Raw genomic sequence first — 16047 nt, forward strand, 5'->3', positions numbered from 1 at the left:
CCAGAAAGCCCGATTCGAAAGAGTCGGGCTTTTTGCTGTCCGGCGTTTGTGCGCGAAAGATAACAAAGATAAAACACAGCATGCCAGACCATGACACATCGTGAATTAAAAAATCAATTTTAGTGTTTTTTTTACTGCTTAAAATTTCTATAGGTGTAATACTACATTTGTTAATTAGCAAGAAATAAGAAGATGCAGTAAATAGTTAACTTGTGCGCAACATACCATTTTTGACTAAACTATGTGATCGATGATCAGCTTTGTGAGGTAGATCAATGCCAGTAGAATCAAAGTTAGATACAGCCAAAAATTCAGTGGTTATTAATAATAAAATTGGTTTGGTTAGTATTTTTTTATTAGGGATTAATGGAATTATTGGCTCAGGAATTTTTTTACTACCGAACCAGGTATATGCAAAAATTGGTGTGGCTAGCATTGCTATTGTATTGATTGCATCATTCCTTGTGCTTCTTATCGCATTGTGTTACGCAGAATTGGCCAGTAAATTTTCTGAAAATGGTGCGGCATGGATTTATAGCTACAGAGCGTTCGGGCGATTTGTTGGGTTTGAAGTTGGATTTTATGCTTGGGTTTTGGGGATTATTATACTTTCTTCTGAAATAGCTGGATTTTTAACGGCCTTAGCAGGTTTTTTTCCAGCGCTTAAGAATAATTATGTATATGATTTATCTGCTTTAATAATTTGTATTTTTTTGGTTGTAGTTAATTATTTTGGAGTTAGTCTTAGTAGAGTATTGAATGATTTTTCCTCTGTATCTAAGTTAATAGTTATATTTTTATTTATTTTTGTAGGTGCTTTTTTTGTAGATTTCAATAACTTCAAACCATTTTTATTGCCTAAAGTTGTGTCTGATGATTCTTTTTATTCATCATTTGGTGCCGCATTAGGTATTATATTTTATGCGTTTACTGGGTTTTCTTTCTTACCTATTGCTGCGGCAAGAATGAAAAACCCACAAAAGAATATTCCTTTAGCTTTGATTTTAGTTATTATGACATGTAGTATTATTTATTTTTTATTGGTCGCAGTTTCAATTAGTGTTCTAGGTCCAGATTTGGAATTTTCATCATTACCTGTTGCAGATGCATTTTCTAAAATGGTAGGTGAGTGGGGGTACAATCTAATTGTCATTGGTATGTTAATTTCTATTGGTGGTGTTATTTTAGCTTTTTCTTTTAGTGTTCCATTGATTGCATCCTCACTTGCATTACAACATCAGTTGTTACCTGAATTTATAGGCAGAAAAAATAAATATAATCGTCCGGTTAATGCTCTGGTTATTACTTTTTCTTTGTGTTCATTGTTACTTTTGAGTGGTGATTATTTGTTTTTAATCTCCTTGGCGGTTTTTGCTTCTTTTGTACAGTACATACCAACAGCCTTGGCGGTTATTAAACTAAGGAAAGATCAGGATTTACCTGCAGGATTTGTTATTCCCGGAGGTGTCTGCATACCTATTTTGGCTATATGTGCATCACTTTATCTGTTATCTAATTTTAATTTTAAGATTTTCATGTTTGGATGTGCAGGTTTGATTGTTGGCGCTATTGTATATTTTATTCAATGGAAGTATGTGAAAGTGAATTCTTCTGATTGATTTTATGGTGTTTATTGTTTTTGTATTTTTTGAAGTTTATAAGGTTGACTAAATGATTAAATCGATAATGCAATTGCCTGCATGGACTGTCGCCACACCATTTATAGGGTGCGTACTACTTTTTGGGCAGTTATTTGGTTTTGGTGAGTGGTATTTAATTTTATTGTCGATTGGTTTATTGTTTGGTGTCTTGGCTGCGGTTCATCATGCTGAAGTGGTTGCGCATCGTGTCGGAGAGCCATTTGGGACTTTAGTGCTGGCGGCTGCAATTACAGCAATTGAAGTTGCTTTGATTGTGACGCTAATGCTAACTGGTGGAGAAGCAGCGTCTGCATTAGCGCGAGATACCATTTTTGCTACAGTGATGATTATACTTAATGGTATTGTCGGATTGTGTCTTTTGGTCGGAGGAAACCGATTTGGAGAACAACGGTTTGGTATGTTGGGTGTTAATGCGTCATTATCAACGTTAGCGGCCATTGTAGTTTTAACTCTAATATTGCCTAATTATACTACTACTGTAGCAGGGCCAATCTATAGCTCAAATCAATTAGCATTTGTGGCATTAGTGTCTTTAGTTTTATATGGTACTTTTCTTTTTGTGCAAACGGTTCGCCACCGAGATTATTTTTTACCTCAACAGGGTGTGAGTGATGAAGATATTCATGCAGTACCTCCGACAACTAAAGTTGCGATATTGAGCGCTTTTTTATTAGTAGTTGGTTTAATCGCTGTAGTTTTATTGGCAAAATCTATTTCTCCTGTGATTGAGGCTGGTGTCGCTGCTATTGGTGCTCCGGCAGCATTAGTTGGTGTTATTATCGCTGCAATTGTATTGATGCCTGAAGGTTTAGCTGCACTACGCGCAGCAAAATCAAATCGATTACAAACTAGTCTAAATTTGGCATTAGGTTCTGCCTTGGCGAGTATTGGCTTATCGATACCCGCTGTTGCAATTGTTTCAATTCTGAATGACTGGCCTTTGATGCTTGGTATTGATGCTAAATCAACAGTATTGTTGGTGCTTACATTAATAGTTTCAACTTTATCATTAGGTAATGGCAGAACTACCGTTTTACAAGGGTTAGTTCATTTAATGATTTTTGCTGTTTATCTTTTTATGACTATTTTCCCATGAGATAAAAGAATAATAGTTGTTGGGTTTTTAATTTTATATTCTAAATGAAGTTTTTTAATAATAGAAAATGCTCGCTTAACTATTATGATAAGCGAGCATTATATTTTTAATATATGTATTAGATGATATGAAAATTAAACGCCCAGCTCTTCCACCCAATTTAAAGCTTGAACGTGAGATCGATTAAGCATTTCAGGCGTTATTTGTAATTGCTCACATAGCCTTGGTACTTCTGCCATTTCTGGGTCTTCACAGGCCTCTGCTAGTTCAAGAAATGGACCGTAGATGCCAGTGTGTTCCATTAGAGCATCGGTGACAGTTTCAGGTAAAATTAAAGTTTCTAAAATTCTATCCATTGGCATATCTAGCAATACATCAAGTAAAGAAAACATACCAACAATAAATAAATTATCTTTATCTTGTCCATCAAGTAGGTGTGAGCCTAATAATTCAACCAATCGACCACGTGTAACGGCTGTTTTTAATAGTGCAGGTGGTGTACCAGTGTCCGCTCCGGCAGTAACGAGTAATAGCGTAAGCCAGCGGTATAGTTTTTGATATCCTAATATCGTTACAGCGTGGCGAAATGATTGAATCTCACAAGAAAGTCCAAAGCCCGCCGAATTTATGTAGCGAAGAAGTTTGAATGAAAGTGCGACATCTCTTTTAAGTGCATTCTCTATATCTCTAATTTCAGCATTGTTACGCAACATATTTAAAAGCTGCAAAATATTTGCATAGCCTGGGTTAATTACTTTTGCAGATAAAGTTTCTGGGTGTGCGAAATAATAACCTTGAAAACAATCCATCCCTATATCAAAACACTTTGTGAATTCGTCTTTAGTTTCAACTTTTTCAGCAACTTGAAGCAATGGAAAACGACGTAATTCTTTTGATAATATGGGGACTTGTGCCATACCTAGTTGTTGAATGTCTAATTTAATATAATTAGAAAATTCAATCATTGATGCAGTTTGAGGTGTTAGTACAAAGTCATCTAACGCTATGCCAAAACCTTGTGCACGTAAATCACGTAAGCGATTTAATAAATCTTCAGTGGGCTGTGTGGTTTCAACAATTTCTAAAATGACGCGCTGAGGTTGTAATAGTTCTAGAAAGTTACTTTCAAGCATTGATTCGGCGACGTTGATAAATGCTAACTTATTGCCAACCAGCCAGTCTGTTCCCATATTAGATATCGTGTTTACCAGTACGTTTGTACCAGCATGCATATCACTTGAAAATTCAGCAGAAATGGCCTCTTGATTTAAGCGAAATAATAATTCATAACCAATAATTTGTTGCTGGCGATTCAGGATGGGTTGACGTCCAATAAATGCATGTTCTTGCGTCATATTCTGGTAACAGGCTAAATGCCATGCTCCTAGTTCGTTGGAATAATTTTATGCCAATTTTTATTAAACAAATTGTTCGATAAAACGAGAGGTTTTTATTGCTGATGTTTCTGCTGTATCAGACGCCAGTAGATCTTCCATATCGAGAACCAAGACGATTGAGCCATCTCCTGATAAGGTTGCACCAGCTACGCCTTTAGGACGGATGTTTTGCAGTGGTTTAATAACGACATCATCCCGGCCGATGAAGCTGTCTACAGCAAGAATAAATGAATGCTCCGCAGATTGCATTAATACACCAAATTGCGGTAATTGAACTTCTTCCCAGCCAATCAAGTTAGCGAGTGAGCGTACTGATAAAATTTCGTCACGAACGACTATCGTTGCTCTTCCCGATACTTCTTGCACATGCTCTTGACGAATAGTGATGATCTCTCTGACCATTGCTAATGGCACAGCAAAAGGCTGATTGCATACCTTTACAACGAGTACAGGTAAGATTGCGAGGGTTAATGGAAGAGAAATAGTGAAGCGGGAACCCTCACCAACTGCAGATTGAATATCAACGCGACCATTTAACTTTTGAATGTTCGTTTTAACGACATCCATACCAACGCCACGTCCTGAGACACTTGAAATTTGATCTTTAGTCGAAAAACCTGGAAGAAAAATAAGTTGTAAACTTTGCTTGTCATCGAGGCTATTTGCTGTCTCGATGTCAATTAAGCCCTTTTCAATGGCTTTTCGGCGAATGACATCTGGGCGCATGCCGCGGCCATCATCAATAATTTCAATGCGAATATGATCGCCCACTTGAGTGGCAGTTAGCTCGACCACGGCTTTAGCTGGTTTACCGCTAGCGATGCGCTCTTCTGTCGTTTCAACCCCATGATCAACTGCATTGCGTACTAAATGCACTAATGGATCATTAAGGTCTTCGAGCATCGTTTTATCGAGCTCTGTCTCTTCTCCTGATATCACGAGCTCTACATCTTTTCCCATTTGACGGGCCAAGTCACGAGCCAGTCGTGGGTACTTTTGGAATAATCGACCGATTGGCTGCATTCGTGTTTTCATCACGGCATTTTGTAAGTCGCCAACGAGCAGGTCGAGTTGACCAATTGCTTCATCAAGTGCTTTGAGCGTAACGCTATCCATTTTTCCAGACATAATGTCTGCACGTAAAGTGGTTAGCCTATTTTTTGTGAGGCCAATTTCACCGGATAAATTTAATACTTGATCCAAGCGAACGGTATCAATTCGGATGGTTGTTTCTTGAGTCGCAAGTTGTTGTGTATTGGCTTGAGGGCGTGCGTTAGTTGCTGCTGCAGCTGGCTTTAAGCTTTGCATTGGTTCTAGCACTGCAGAGGACTGGGCCAAGACTTCGCTCGGTTCTACGCTGATTATTTCAACATCTTTGGATAATTGCTCAGTAGGCACTTGAGTCGCCGCTCCTTTTTCATCGAGCAAGACATCATACAAATTTTTCCAGTCATGCTCTGACTGGTTTTCCGTGGTGGCTAAAATTGAAGGTGCAGTGGGTGGGCTTTCTAATACGGCAGAAGAGGCTTCACTGCTTTTGCCTTCTAGTACATCATCTAAAGCTTTAAGTAGTGCTGGATCTGCGGGAGCCGGTTGGCGGCCCTGGGACATTTCACCAAACATTTCACGCACTACGCCAGTTGCAGCTAAAATCTCGTCCATAATCTCAGGATTTAGCGTGAGTTCTGCGTTACGGAGTTTGTCAAAAAGATTTTCTGTTCTGTGGCACAGGCTCACCATGGAGTCGACATTTAAAAAGCCTGCACCACCTTTAATGGTATGGAAACCGCGAAAAATATCATTGAGTAACGCTTTATCATCTGGGCGCTTTTCTAGCTCAACTAACTTATTATCGACTTCAGACAACAACTCTGAAGACTCAGTTAAGAAGTCCTGTAATAGGTCTTCCATTCCGCCGAAAACACTCATGATATACCCCTTATACGCGGTAATAAGACTTAGAAACCGAGGCTTTCCAAGAGGTCATCAACCTGTTCTTGGTTAGTTACAATATCGGTTCTTCCTTCGGTTGTAATAACAGGACCATTGAGTAAGCTATTTTCTTCCACTTTTGTAGTTCCTTGTGGATTGAACATGAGTAGAAAGTCGAGTAAATGGCTTTCCATGTCTTTAGCCATGGTCAAAACACGTTTAATCACTTGGCCTGTTAAATCCTGGAAGTCTTGTGCCATCATGATTTCAAGCATTTGAGCGCTTACTTCTTCTGACTGCTGTGCTGTACTAGATAAATGAGTTCTTGTTTGTTTAACAAGAGACTTAAATTCATCAATGCTGAGTTGTTTATTAAAAAATCTATCCCATTGTGAGGATAGTTTTTTTGAGTTTTCAGTAATGTTATCCTGCAATGGCTTAGCGATATCTAGCGCATTGAGCGTTCGCTCTGCCGCTTTTTCCGTCATTGTCGCGACATAGGACAGCCGGTCTCTTGCATCAGGAATCGACGCAGCAGCAGATTCTAGCGACTTATCTAAGCCAAGCTCACGCAATGTGTCATGTAGTTTGCGTGTGATTTGGCCAATGTGAGAAAACATCGATTTGGCAGGGTCTGCCATCAATGACTGTGGGTCCTCTTGGTCGTTGGCGTTTATCGAGGCTACTGGTGAGGATACTTCTTGGCTTGACTCCAAAATACTATCAAAAAGCGCCTCAAGGTCGGGAGAGTCCCCATTATTTAATGCATTATCGCTCACAGTGCCTCCTACTGATTGTTATCTATGTATTGTGAAAAATTATTTTGCCATGTTGACAAAAATTTTCTTCAGCTTCTCATCCAGTGTGGCGGCTGTAAAAGGCTTCACAACATAACCGCTAGCTCCTGCTGTGGCAGCCTCGATAATGTTTTCTTTTTTTGCTTCAGCAGTCACCATCAATACAGGTAGATGTTTGAGCTGAGCATCGGCTCTAATCGCTCTTAATAATTCAATGCCGGTCATATTGGGCATGTTCCAATCGGTCACCACGAACTCAAATTGACCATTTTTTAATTTATGCAGTGCAACTTGTCCATCTTCTGCTTCATCCACATTGGTAAATCCAAGCTCCTTTAGAAGATTTCGGACGATGCGACGCATGGTAGAAAAATCATCTACCACGAGAAAACGCATGTTCTGATCTGCCATAACTTAACTCCAGCTGCGTTATCGCAATTGATATACGCATATAATATTTTTTTACGAAGATGTTGAGTTAGCTTTGGCTACTCAACATCGGGGAAAGAGTATCGGCTAAAATGAGTGCATCAAATTTAGCTACATAAGCATCGACACCTACGCTTGCACCCATTGCACGATTGGCATTAGATGAAAGTGAAGAGTGCATTACCACTGGAATACCCTTAAAACGATGATCTGATTTTATATACTTAGTCAGCACATACCCATCCATTTCAGGCATTTCAGCATCTACTAATATTAATTTTAGTTTGTCTCGCAAATTTTCGCCATCATGAACTGCTCTATTGGCTAAATTCTGTAGTTTATCCCACGCTTCTTTACCATTATTGGCTTGATGATACTTAATGCCTATTTTGTCGAGAACGCTAATAATTTCTTTGCGTGCAACCATTGAATCATCAACAAAAAACATAAATGTATCTGGATTTATTTGTGTTGGCGGTAGCTCCGGAATTAAAGGCTCTCCAATCACGGTGGCTAAAATTTGTTCAACATCGAGAATGGAAACCAATTTCCCATCAGGTAATTCAGTAATTGCAGTGATCAATGCTTGATTTCCAGCCAGCATTGTTTCTGGCGCGCGTACTTTGTCCCAGTCCACTCGAATAATGCGATCCACATCATGAACCAAAAATGCTTGAGTATGCTTTGAAAACTCCGTCACAATCATGGTGCTTGATGTATCACCGACTGGCTCTTCATGCGTTGCAATAAAACGAGCTAATGAAATCACCGGAATAATATTGCCACGCAAAGAAAGAACGCCTTCGACACCATGCGGCATATTAGGGGTTTTTGTTATTTTTGGCGTTTGCGAAACTTCACGCACCTTAAAAACATTAATTCCAAATATTTCTCGTGTTCCTAAGGAAAAAAGCAAAATTTCCATTTTGTTTGAACCCGCAAGCTTTGTGCGCGCATCTACGGTATCAAGTAAGTTAGTTTGTTGTGGTTTGCTCATAAGTCACCTCAGCTTGGTGTTTTTGCGATTATTCGCGACGCAAAAAATTCGTGATACTTTCTGATAGTTTATGTGGCTCAAATTTCGCAACATAACCATCAACCCCAACAGATTGCCCTAACTTTTGATTGGATAGACCTGATAGTGATGAATGCATCAAAACAGGAATACCTGCAAAACGAGGATCACTTTTAATTTGCTTGGTGAGCATGTAGCCATCCATTTCTGGCATCTCGACGTCAGTTAAGACTAAGTGCAATAAGTCTTTAACCAGTTTGCCTTGCATTTCAGCCGATTTGGCTAACTTCAGTAGATCTTCCCATGCGCGTTTACCATTGATTGCGTGCATATGATGCACATTCATTGCATCTAATGTTTGTTCTATCTGGCTGCGTGCAACTACGGAGTCATCGGCAAAAAACACGGTTTTATGACTGATGCTTGAATCGCAAACAACTGCTGCCGTATCGATTGTGCTGCTTTTTTGAGTGGTCTCTGCAAGTACTTTTTCAACATCAAGCATCATCACTAGCTTTCCGTTGTCTAATTCAGTTACCGCTGTGACTAGCCCCCCCATTTGCATGGTGAGCATGTCAGGAGGTACTCGCATGACTGACCAATCTAAGCGTAAGATAGTGTCAACAGCCTCAACTAAAAAGCCTTGAGTATGCCCATTGTATTCTGTGACCACCATAATCTCTGGTTTGCTTTCTGTCGAAATACCTGCGTATTTTGCTAAATCAATAACAGGAACAAGAACACCACGTAAGCTAACCATGCCTTCTACTGAGGATGGCATATCAGGAGCCTGAGTTATTTCTGGCGTTCTCATTACTTCTCGAACTTTAAATACATTGATACCAAAAGTTTCTCTTCGGCCTGATCTTTGATCTAGGCCCAGAGTGAAGAGTAATATTTCTAATTTATTGGTCCCTGCCAATTTCGTACGGGCGTCGATATTTTTTAGAAGGTCTGACACGACTTTACTCCCAGAGGCTACGGGTGATTGAATATAGCATTATCGGCCTTGAGCTCTAAATATAAAGCCTTAAAACCAAATTTGTTTAAAAAACTTTGTTTTTCAATAAACTTACTGACTTTGTTTTATTGTGGAAAAGTCTGTAATCTAAAATCTTTATAATGCATAACTATGCTGACGACAAGAGTGTTATCTGATGAGTTTAAACCATGAAGTCATTGATCCTAAAAATTTGGAGCAAGCTTTTGCTTTATTTACCGCTGCATCAGAGCAACTATCAATTGCTTATGCTGAATTACAGGATCAGGTTACTACTCTTACTGAACAGCTAGAGGTTGCCAATGGTAATTTACGGCGTGAGTTTGAGGAGAAGTCAGCATTGTCGCGACGTCTCAGCTTATTGTTAGATCGATTACCCGCTGGCGTTTTAGAATTGGATCAATGCGGAGATGTATTGACGCAAAATGCGGCAGCAAAAAAGTTATTGGGGCGCAGTGATCATCGATTTAATTGGTCGGTGGTCATGGCTGAGCAAATGCAAGCGACCGACGAGCCCGGCGTTTTGGCGTACCAAAGTGGGGATAATGCACGGCATCTTCTTTTAGAAGAGGTTGATGTGCCCGAAGAGGGGATACGACTGGTTTTATTGCACGACGTGACCGCGGCTACAGAAATGCGTCGTGCATTAAGTCGGCATCAACGTTTGGTCGAAATGGGTGAAATGGCGGCGGGCTTAGCGCATCAACTGCGCACACCATTGGCCACAGCACTGCTTTATAGTGGGCACTTAGTTCGGGTAGAGCTAAGTAACGAGGATCGCGTCCGATTTGCTCAAAAATCATTAGAGCGGCTTCGGCATTTAGAGGTCTTGATTCAAAATATGCTGCGTTTTGTTCGTGGGCAGCAACAGTTCACTGAGCGTTTAGATGTTAGTGGCGTATTACTTGATGCAATTCAGCATGTGCAGCCGCAATTTGACGCTAAAAATGTGGCATTGCATTGGGTTAGTTTGAATATGCCCGTATGGACAAAAGTGAATGCCAGAGAGTTTTCCGGGGCGATTGCAAATTTACTTGAAAATGCGCTGCAAGCCTCGGTATCAGGACAAAGTGTGGTATGTAGTCTATCGATGGACGTATCCACATTAGAAATTGAAATTAAAGATTTTGGTTGCGGCATGTCTGAAGCCACGTGCATTCGCCTGTTTGAACCCTTCTTTACCACGCGTAAAGATGGTACTGGTCTTGGTCTAGCCATCGTGAGAAATTTAGTCTCTGCATATGGTGGCGGGATTAGTGTTGAATCTAAGTTAGATTTTGGTAGTTCTTTTAAGATTCGCTTGCCACTAACGACAGCTACAACTAAGGTGTGAAAGTGGTTGAGAATTTAGATCGACAGTTAATTTGCCAGATCAGTTCTTGGGTTTGCCGTGAATATATTTACTACAAGTTATAAGGTTAATTACGTATGACACCTACCGTGCAGATTGAAGGTAACGTTGGCCGCGTCATTTTATCGGGGCAGTTTGATTTCAGCGCGCATAGAGAGTTTCGCCAGGTTTGCGAGTCTTTGATTGCAAATGCAGACATAAAAGAGGTGCTCGTTGATTTTCAAAATGTCAATTATTTAGATAGTTCTGCACTTGGCATGCTTTTACTTTTAAAAGAGAAAATCTCAGCCGCTAGCAAAAATTTAGCACTTGTAAATTGCCGTGACACTGTAAAGCAGGTTCTTGAAATTGCATGCTTTGGTAAAATTTTCACCATTAGGTAATTTGCATGAAAATCTTGGTTGTTGATGATACTGAAGCAATTTTACTGCTCATTTCTCGGTTTGTAGAAGCCTTGGGTCATAGGGCGATATTGGCTAGAAATGGGTTAGATGCAATTGAGCAGTGTCGTTTGGAACAACCCGATTTGGTTTTAATGGACGTCATGATGCCGATCATGACTGGCCCTGAAGCTGCGATTATTATTAAAGCAGAATCAGGGGAGCGCTGGGTTCCTATTGTTTTTGTTACGGGTATTGGCGAAGAAAATGCGCTGGCTGATGCAATCGAGCGAGGCGCTGACGATTATATTAATAAGCCCGTTAATTTTCGAGTTTTAGAAGCAAAACTAAAAGCTTTTGGCCGTACTTTAGAACTCAATAGAAAGGTCAGAGAGCAGTCAGAACGGCTTGCTGACTACTATGAAAATGCTGAAGAAGAAAAACGCGTTGTTCGGCACTTGATGGAGCAGTTAGTCAACTCAGAACGACTATCAGATCCCCAGCTACAGTATTTGTTGTCGCCAGCTGAGAGCTTATCGGGCGACTTGATCGCCTCTGCTCGTACCCCGGGGCAGGCATTGCATGTGATGCTTGCCGATGGGATTGGGCACGGCTTAACTGCCGCATTGAATGTGCTGCCTCTGACTCAGCCATTTTATAGCATGACCGAAAAAGGTTATGCAATCAGCGATATATTATTAGAAATGAACGATAAAGTTCGGCAGGTTTTACCCGTCGGCCGTTTTGTTTGTGTTACTTTAATTTCTATTGATGAAACCACTGGATGTATTGAAATCTGGAATGGCGGCATGCCGATGGTTTATCTCGTCAATGAACACGGTGATGTGGTTTCTGAGTGCCGTTCTAAAAACTTACCTTTAGGCATTATTCCTTCGCATTCTATGGATTTTTCTCCGGAAAGATTTTACTCGAACGGCACTGGATTTGTGGTGGCTTGTTCCGATGGTTTGATTGAGGCAAGAAATAAACAAGGCGAAGAGTTTGGAATCGAGCGTTTGCTGCAGTTATTAAAAGAAAAATCGAATTTAAAGCCTATTGAATATTTTCAAGAAACCTTCCTCAATTTCTTGCAGCAAGAAAAGCATCATGATGATGTTTCATTGGTTTTGGCTAATTTTGGTGCCAATCCAAATCGTGATTTAAAAATTAATCATCATTCCTCAGAAGATATTAGTCAGTTATTAACGGCTGATTTTGCAACAGGAAATCAAAGCACTTGGCGATACAATTTAGTATTGACCGCTAAAGAGCTGCGCTATGTCAATACGATTCCATTTATGATGACGTTTGTTAAAGAAATAAAATCATTAGCCAGTTCGCAATCGGATGTTTTTTTAATATTGACTGAATTGTTTGTGAATGCCATTGATCATGGTTTACTGGGTATGGACTCTCATATCAAAATGAATCCCGATGGTATGGAATATTATTTAATAGAGCGGGTACGCCGTTTAGCTGAGCTTGAAGAGGGTCGGATAGAGATTGATTTGATGGGCGTATTACTCAGAGGACATGAAATTTTACGTATTAGAGTTAAGGATAGTGGTCAAGGATTTGACTGGTCTCGTTCTTTGCAAAAGAGTGATGCAGTTGATCCCGTTCCTACGTTTACCTTTGGTCGTGGCATTTCATTGGTTAAGGCCCTTGCATTACGAGTTAATTATATTGGTATTGGAAATGAAGTCGAAGTCTATTACTTCCCTCAAGAAAGTTAAGTGGGTCGGCTCCTGATAGTTTGAATGTAGAAAACAACAAACCTATTTAAATCATAGGCTTGCGTTGCCATCATTCAAACTGAGTGAGGCGAGCGTACTTAGTGGTATTGAATTGCACACTCATTTCAATTTACTTTCTACTTTCAGCCCTCTTTTTTCGTGTCGATAAATAATCAGATTAGTCTTGGATTTTTTCTTGATTTATTTGAGTAAATGGATACGCATTTCACTTCGTCAAGGGTATTGGCGGCACTTTTTGCATGCCGACTTCCAGTCTGCTGGCTTTTCTAGCTAGATATTCAGTGGTTTGCACTGCTGATGGCCTTCGTTTTTCCCTCCTGCTTATACGCTTTATCTCTCTTTTTACATTGAAGATGCGGTACAACGCCTTGGTCTTGTTGCGCAGCAAGTTGAGCAACAAATGGATTGGGCCGTCTGTTCTCTGCAATTTCAAGACTTAACGCAATAACTGCTACGTCATGCGCAAAGTCGTGCCTATGAGATGCGGGATGTCCTGTAAAAACTTTCTGCAATTGACAGCGATTTGTCTATATTAAATTCAGGCTTTGGTAGGGAAAATGAAATTATACCGGCAATTTATACTCAGGCTATGTCGCTGAGTGCTGCGTTGCAATGTGATCTTATTGCACAACAAAATCTGCATAGCGGTTCAGTGGATTTATTTTAATCGCTCAGCATTCTTTAAAAGTTAAGGGAAAACAAGATGGCTAAAAAAGTTTTGACTGTGGATGATTCAACGTCGATACGGCAAATGGTCGCCTTTACTTTAAAAAGTGCTGGCTATGAAGTGGTTGAAGCTGCAGATGGCAATGCCGGTGTCGCACAAGCCAAAAACCAGCAAGTCGATCTCATTTTAACGGATCAAAATATGCCGGGCATGGATGGCCTGACTTTGATCCGTACTGTTCGTGCTTTGCCGCAATACAAAACAACGCCAATTCTGATGTTAACCACCGAATCGAGCGACACGATGAAGCAAAGTGGGCGGGCGGTTGGTGCAACAGGTTGGTTAGTTAAACCATTTGATCCGCAAAAATTACTTGAAGTGGTTCGTAAAGTCATTGGTTAGTTCACCGGCACTCAGGAGTAAGCAATGACCATCGATATGAGCCAGTTTATTGCCGTATTTTTTGATGAAGCTGCCGAGCACTTGGCTAGCCTTGAAGCACTATTACTCAAGCTGGATGTAGAAAGTCCCGATCCCGAAGCCTTAAATGCCATTTTTCGTGCAGCGCATTCCATTAAAGGTGGCGCAGCTACATTTGGATTTAACGACTTAACCGAAGTCACTCATATCCTTGAAAATTTGTTAGATCGGATTCGTAAACAAGAAACTCAGCTACGCCCTGAAATGGTTGATGCCTTTCTGCGTGCCGGTGACGTATTGCAAGATATGCTCGCCGCACATCGAGGACAGGGCGAAGCCGATGAGATCGCCATTCAGCAAATAACCGATGAATTAGCCAGTTTGTCCAATGAAGACAAGCAATCGGTTGCCTTCGAAGGCGTATCTATTGAAATAGCTGCCGGTGAAGCTTTTGACATGGGCAATTTAATTGCTGGCCTAGCTCGGTATGGTCGGGTCTCCAATATTGAGCATGGCGATGATGAGCATCCTTGGCACTTGACGATGGCAACAGAACAGTCCGCTGAAAGTATTATGGAATCTATTGCTTTTTTAATTTCACCGGAGCGTATTTATATACAAAACGGGCTAGATAAATTTAATAAAGTCATTGTAAAACCAGAAGATTTAAATAATAGCCAAGATGGTGCCTACGGTTTTTTTGAAGATGCCGCCGCCAGCGAGCCGACTGCAAATGAAGGCTATGGATTCTTTACTTCAGTCACCACGCCAGAACCTACTGTTCTCTTGGAAGACGGTGAAGGGTTTGGCTTTTTTACTGCTGTTGCAGCCATTGTGCCTGCGCCTCCCCCAATAGACGCGCCGGTCATTACTGAAACGTTAAATCGTCGTAGCAGTGATCGCATTGCAATGGATAAAGGGGCTGAAAAAGCAACAGTCAGTGATAAATCAGATTCCTCTATTCGCGTTAGTGTTGAAAAAGTTGATCAACTTTTAAATTTGGTCGGCGAATTGGTCATTACTCAATCCATGCTGGCACAAAATGCATTATTGCTTGATCCGGTAGTGCATGAAAAATTACTTTCCGGTGTCGCGCAACTCGAACGTAATACGCGGGAATTACAAGAATCCGTCATGTCAATTCGCATGATGCCGATTTCGTTTGTCTTTAATCGTTATCCACGCTTAGTGCGAGATTTAGCCAGTAAGCTCAATAAACAAGTTGAGCTGCGTATGATTGGTGAAAATACGGAATTAGATAAAGGTTTTATTGAAAAACTATCTGATCCAATGACGCATTTAGTTCGAAATAGTTTAGATCATGGCTTAGAAACACCAGAAGTTCGCTTAGCGAAAGGCAAACCAGCGCAAGGCAATTTGACGCTAAAAGCATTTCACCAGGGCGGCAATATTGTGATTGAAGTCAGTGATGATGGTGCTGGGCTTAATCGAGAGCGTATTTTATCCAAAGCCAGAGAGCGTGGATTTAATGTCAATGACAATATGCCTGACTCTGAAGTATGGATGCTTATTTTTGAAGCTGGATTTTCTACCGCTGAACAAGTGACCGATGTTTCAGGGCGTGGCGTGGGTATGGATGTGGTACGAAAAAATATTCAATCCATGGGCGGACGAATTGAAATTCAATCGATGACGGGGATTGGCTCAACGATGAGCGTCCGTTTGCCATTAACGTTAGCCATCTTAGATGGCATGTCGATTTCGGTTTCTTCCGAGCTATATATCATTCCATTGACGTTTATTGTTGAGTCTTTGCAACCAAGAATGGCCGATATTAAAAGTATGGCTGGTCGTGGTAGCGTCATTAATGTTCGTGGTGAGTATTTACCTTTAGTTGCTTTGTATGAAGTATTTAATCTGCCAACCGAAGTCAAGTCATTTGAAGATGGCATTGCGATTATTTTAGAGGCGGAAGGGCAAAAAATAGCCTTATTTGTTGATGATTTATTGGGTCAGCATCAGGTCGTGGTTAAAAATTTGGAAACAAACTATCGCCGTGTTGCTGGTGTTGCCGGTGCAACCATTATGGGTGATGGCCATGTTGCATTTATTTTAGATATCGCGATTTTAGTACAAATGGCGCAACAAATTACCACACCCTATTTAACGCAGATGGCTGCATAA

General features: G+C 40.6%; 13 protein-coding genes. 7 read left to right on the forward strand and 6 right to left on the reverse strand.

All coding sequences use genetic code 11. The features are described from left to right. Positions 1–275: 275 nt before the first annotated feature. Positions 276–1619, forward strand: coding sequence for an APC family permease (locus tag Q0V82_RS00005; RefSeq protein WP_297571622.1), 1344 nt, complete (start codon positions 276–278; stop codon positions 1617–1619). Positions 1620–1671: 52 nt separating this feature from the next. Beyond that, positions 1672–2757, forward strand: a complete 1086-nt coding sequence (locus tag Q0V82_RS00010) for a calcium:proton antiporter (RefSeq protein ID WP_297571624.1) — start codon at positions 1672–1674, stop codon at positions 2755–2757. Positions 2758–2891: 134 nt separating this feature from the next. On the opposite strand, the gene Q0V82_RS00015 is transcribed toward Q0V82_RS00010, so the two are convergent. The 6 genes from Q0V82_RS00015 to Q0V82_RS00040 form a co-directional block, all read right to left on the reverse strand. Then, complete coding sequence (locus Q0V82_RS00015; protein WP_297571627.1) at positions 2892–4112, reverse strand: EAL and HDOD domain-containing protein; 1221 nt, start codon at positions 4110–4112, stop codon at positions 2892–2894. Between the two features lie 63 nt (positions 4113–4175). Next, positions 4176–6083, reverse strand: coding sequence for a chemotaxis protein CheA (locus Q0V82_RS00020; RefSeq protein ID WP_297571630.1), 1908 nt, complete (start codon positions 6081–6083; stop codon positions 4176–4178). Between the two features lie 29 nt (positions 6084–6112). Then, entirely contained in the window at positions 6113–6865 is a 753-nt protein-coding gene (cheZ, locus tag Q0V82_RS00025; RefSeq protein WP_297571632.1) for a protein phosphatase CheZ, read from the reverse strand. 39 nt (positions 6866–6904) lie between these two features. Next, positions 6905–7294 (reverse strand): chemotaxis response regulator CheY, encoded by a 390-nt coding sequence (gene cheY / locus Q0V82_RS00030; RefSeq protein ID WP_173532170.1) that lies wholly within the window; start codon positions 7292–7294, stop codon positions 6905–6907. Positions 7295–7361: 67 nt separating this feature from the next. Next, entirely contained in the window at positions 7362–8309 is a 948-nt protein-coding gene (locus tag Q0V82_RS00035) for a chemotaxis protein (protein ID WP_297571638.1), read from the reverse strand. Between the two features lie 28 nt (positions 8310–8337). Next, entirely contained in the window at positions 8338–9288 is a 951-nt protein-coding gene (locus tag Q0V82_RS00040; RefSeq protein WP_297571641.1) for a chemotaxis protein, read from the reverse strand. A 196-nt stretch (positions 9289–9484) separates the two neighbouring features. Between Q0V82_RS00040 and Q0V82_RS00045 the strand changes: the two genes are divergently transcribed. From Q0V82_RS00045 to Q0V82_RS00065, 5 genes are all read left to right on the forward strand, one after another. Beyond that, the gene (locus tag Q0V82_RS00045) at positions 9485–10660 is read left to right on the forward strand and encodes a PAS domain-containing sensor histidine kinase (protein ID WP_297571643.1); all 1176 of its coding nucleotides are present in this window, start codon (positions 9485–9487) and stop codon (positions 10658–10660) included. 95 nt (positions 10661–10755) lie between these two features. Further along, positions 10756–11061: an STAS domain-containing protein gene (locus Q0V82_RS00050; protein ID WP_297571645.1), complete on the forward strand. Its 306-nt coding sequence runs from the start codon at positions 10756–10758 to the stop codon at positions 11059–11061. Positions 11062–11066: 5 nt separating this feature from the next. Beyond that, positions 11067–12794 (forward strand): fused response regulator/phosphatase, encoded by a 1728-nt coding sequence (locus Q0V82_RS00055; RefSeq protein ID WP_297571647.1) that lies wholly within the window; start codon positions 11067–11069, stop codon positions 12792–12794. Between the two features lie 724 nt (positions 12795–13518). Further along, the gene (locus Q0V82_RS00060; protein ID WP_182075441.1) at positions 13519–13884 is read left to right on the forward strand and encodes a response regulator; all 366 of its coding nucleotides are present in this window, start codon (positions 13519–13521) and stop codon (positions 13882–13884) included. Positions 13885–13908: 24 nt separating this feature from the next. After that, a complete protein-coding gene (locus tag Q0V82_RS00065; RefSeq protein WP_297571653.1) occupies positions 13909–16047 on the forward strand; it encodes a chemotaxis protein CheW in 2139 nt (712 codons plus the stop codon).

The organism is uncultured Deefgea sp. (assembly GCF_947072475.1).
Taxonomy (GTDB): domain Bacteria; phylum Pseudomonadota; class Gammaproteobacteria; order Burkholderiales; family Chitinibacteraceae; genus Deefgea.

What these genes read in the sequence shown, in the direction of transcription:
- Q0V82_RS00020 (WP_297571630.1), bottom strand. Translation starts at nt 6,083, where the DNA reads ATGAGTGTTTTCGGCGGAATGGAAGACCTATTACAGGACTTCTTAACT.
- Q0V82_RS00045 (WP_297571643.1), top strand. Translation starts at nt 9,485, where the DNA reads ATGAGTTTAAACCATGAAGTCATTGATCCTAAAAATTTGGAGCAAGCT.
- Q0V82_RS00035 (WP_297571638.1), bottom strand. Translation starts at nt 8,309, where the DNA reads ATGAGCAAACCACAACAAACTAACTTACTTGATACCGTAGATGCGCGC.
- Q0V82_RS00055 (WP_297571647.1), top strand. Translation starts at nt 11,067, where the DNA reads ATGAAAATCTTGGTTGTTGATGATACTGAAGCAATTTTACTGCTCATT.
- Q0V82_RS00065 (WP_297571653.1), top strand. Translation starts at nt 13,909, where the DNA reads ATGACCATCGATATGAGCCAGTTTATTGCCGTATTTTTTGATGAAGCT.
- Q0V82_RS00060 (WP_182075441.1), top strand. Translation starts at nt 13,519, where the DNA reads ATGGCTAAAAAAGTTTTGACTGTGGATGATTCAACGTCGATACGGCAA.
- Q0V82_RS00010 (WP_297571624.1), top strand. Translation starts at nt 1,672, where the DNA reads ATGATTAAATCGATAATGCAATTGCCTGCATGGACTGTCGCCACACCA.
- Q0V82_RS00050 (WP_297571645.1), top strand. Translation starts at nt 10,756, where the DNA reads ATGACACCTACCGTGCAGATTGAAGGTAACGTTGGCCGCGTCATTTTA.
- cheY (WP_173532170.1), bottom strand. Translation starts at nt 7,294, where the DNA reads ATGGCAGATCAGAACATGCGTTTTCTCGTGGTAGATGATTTTTCTACC.
- Q0V82_RS00005 (WP_297571622.1), top strand. Translation starts at nt 276, where the DNA reads ATGCCAGTAGAATCAAAGTTAGATACAGCCAAAAATTCAGTGGTTATT.
- Q0V82_RS00015 (WP_297571627.1), bottom strand. Translation starts at nt 4,112, where the DNA reads ATGACGCAAGAACATGCATTTATTGGACGTCAACCCATCCTGAATCGC.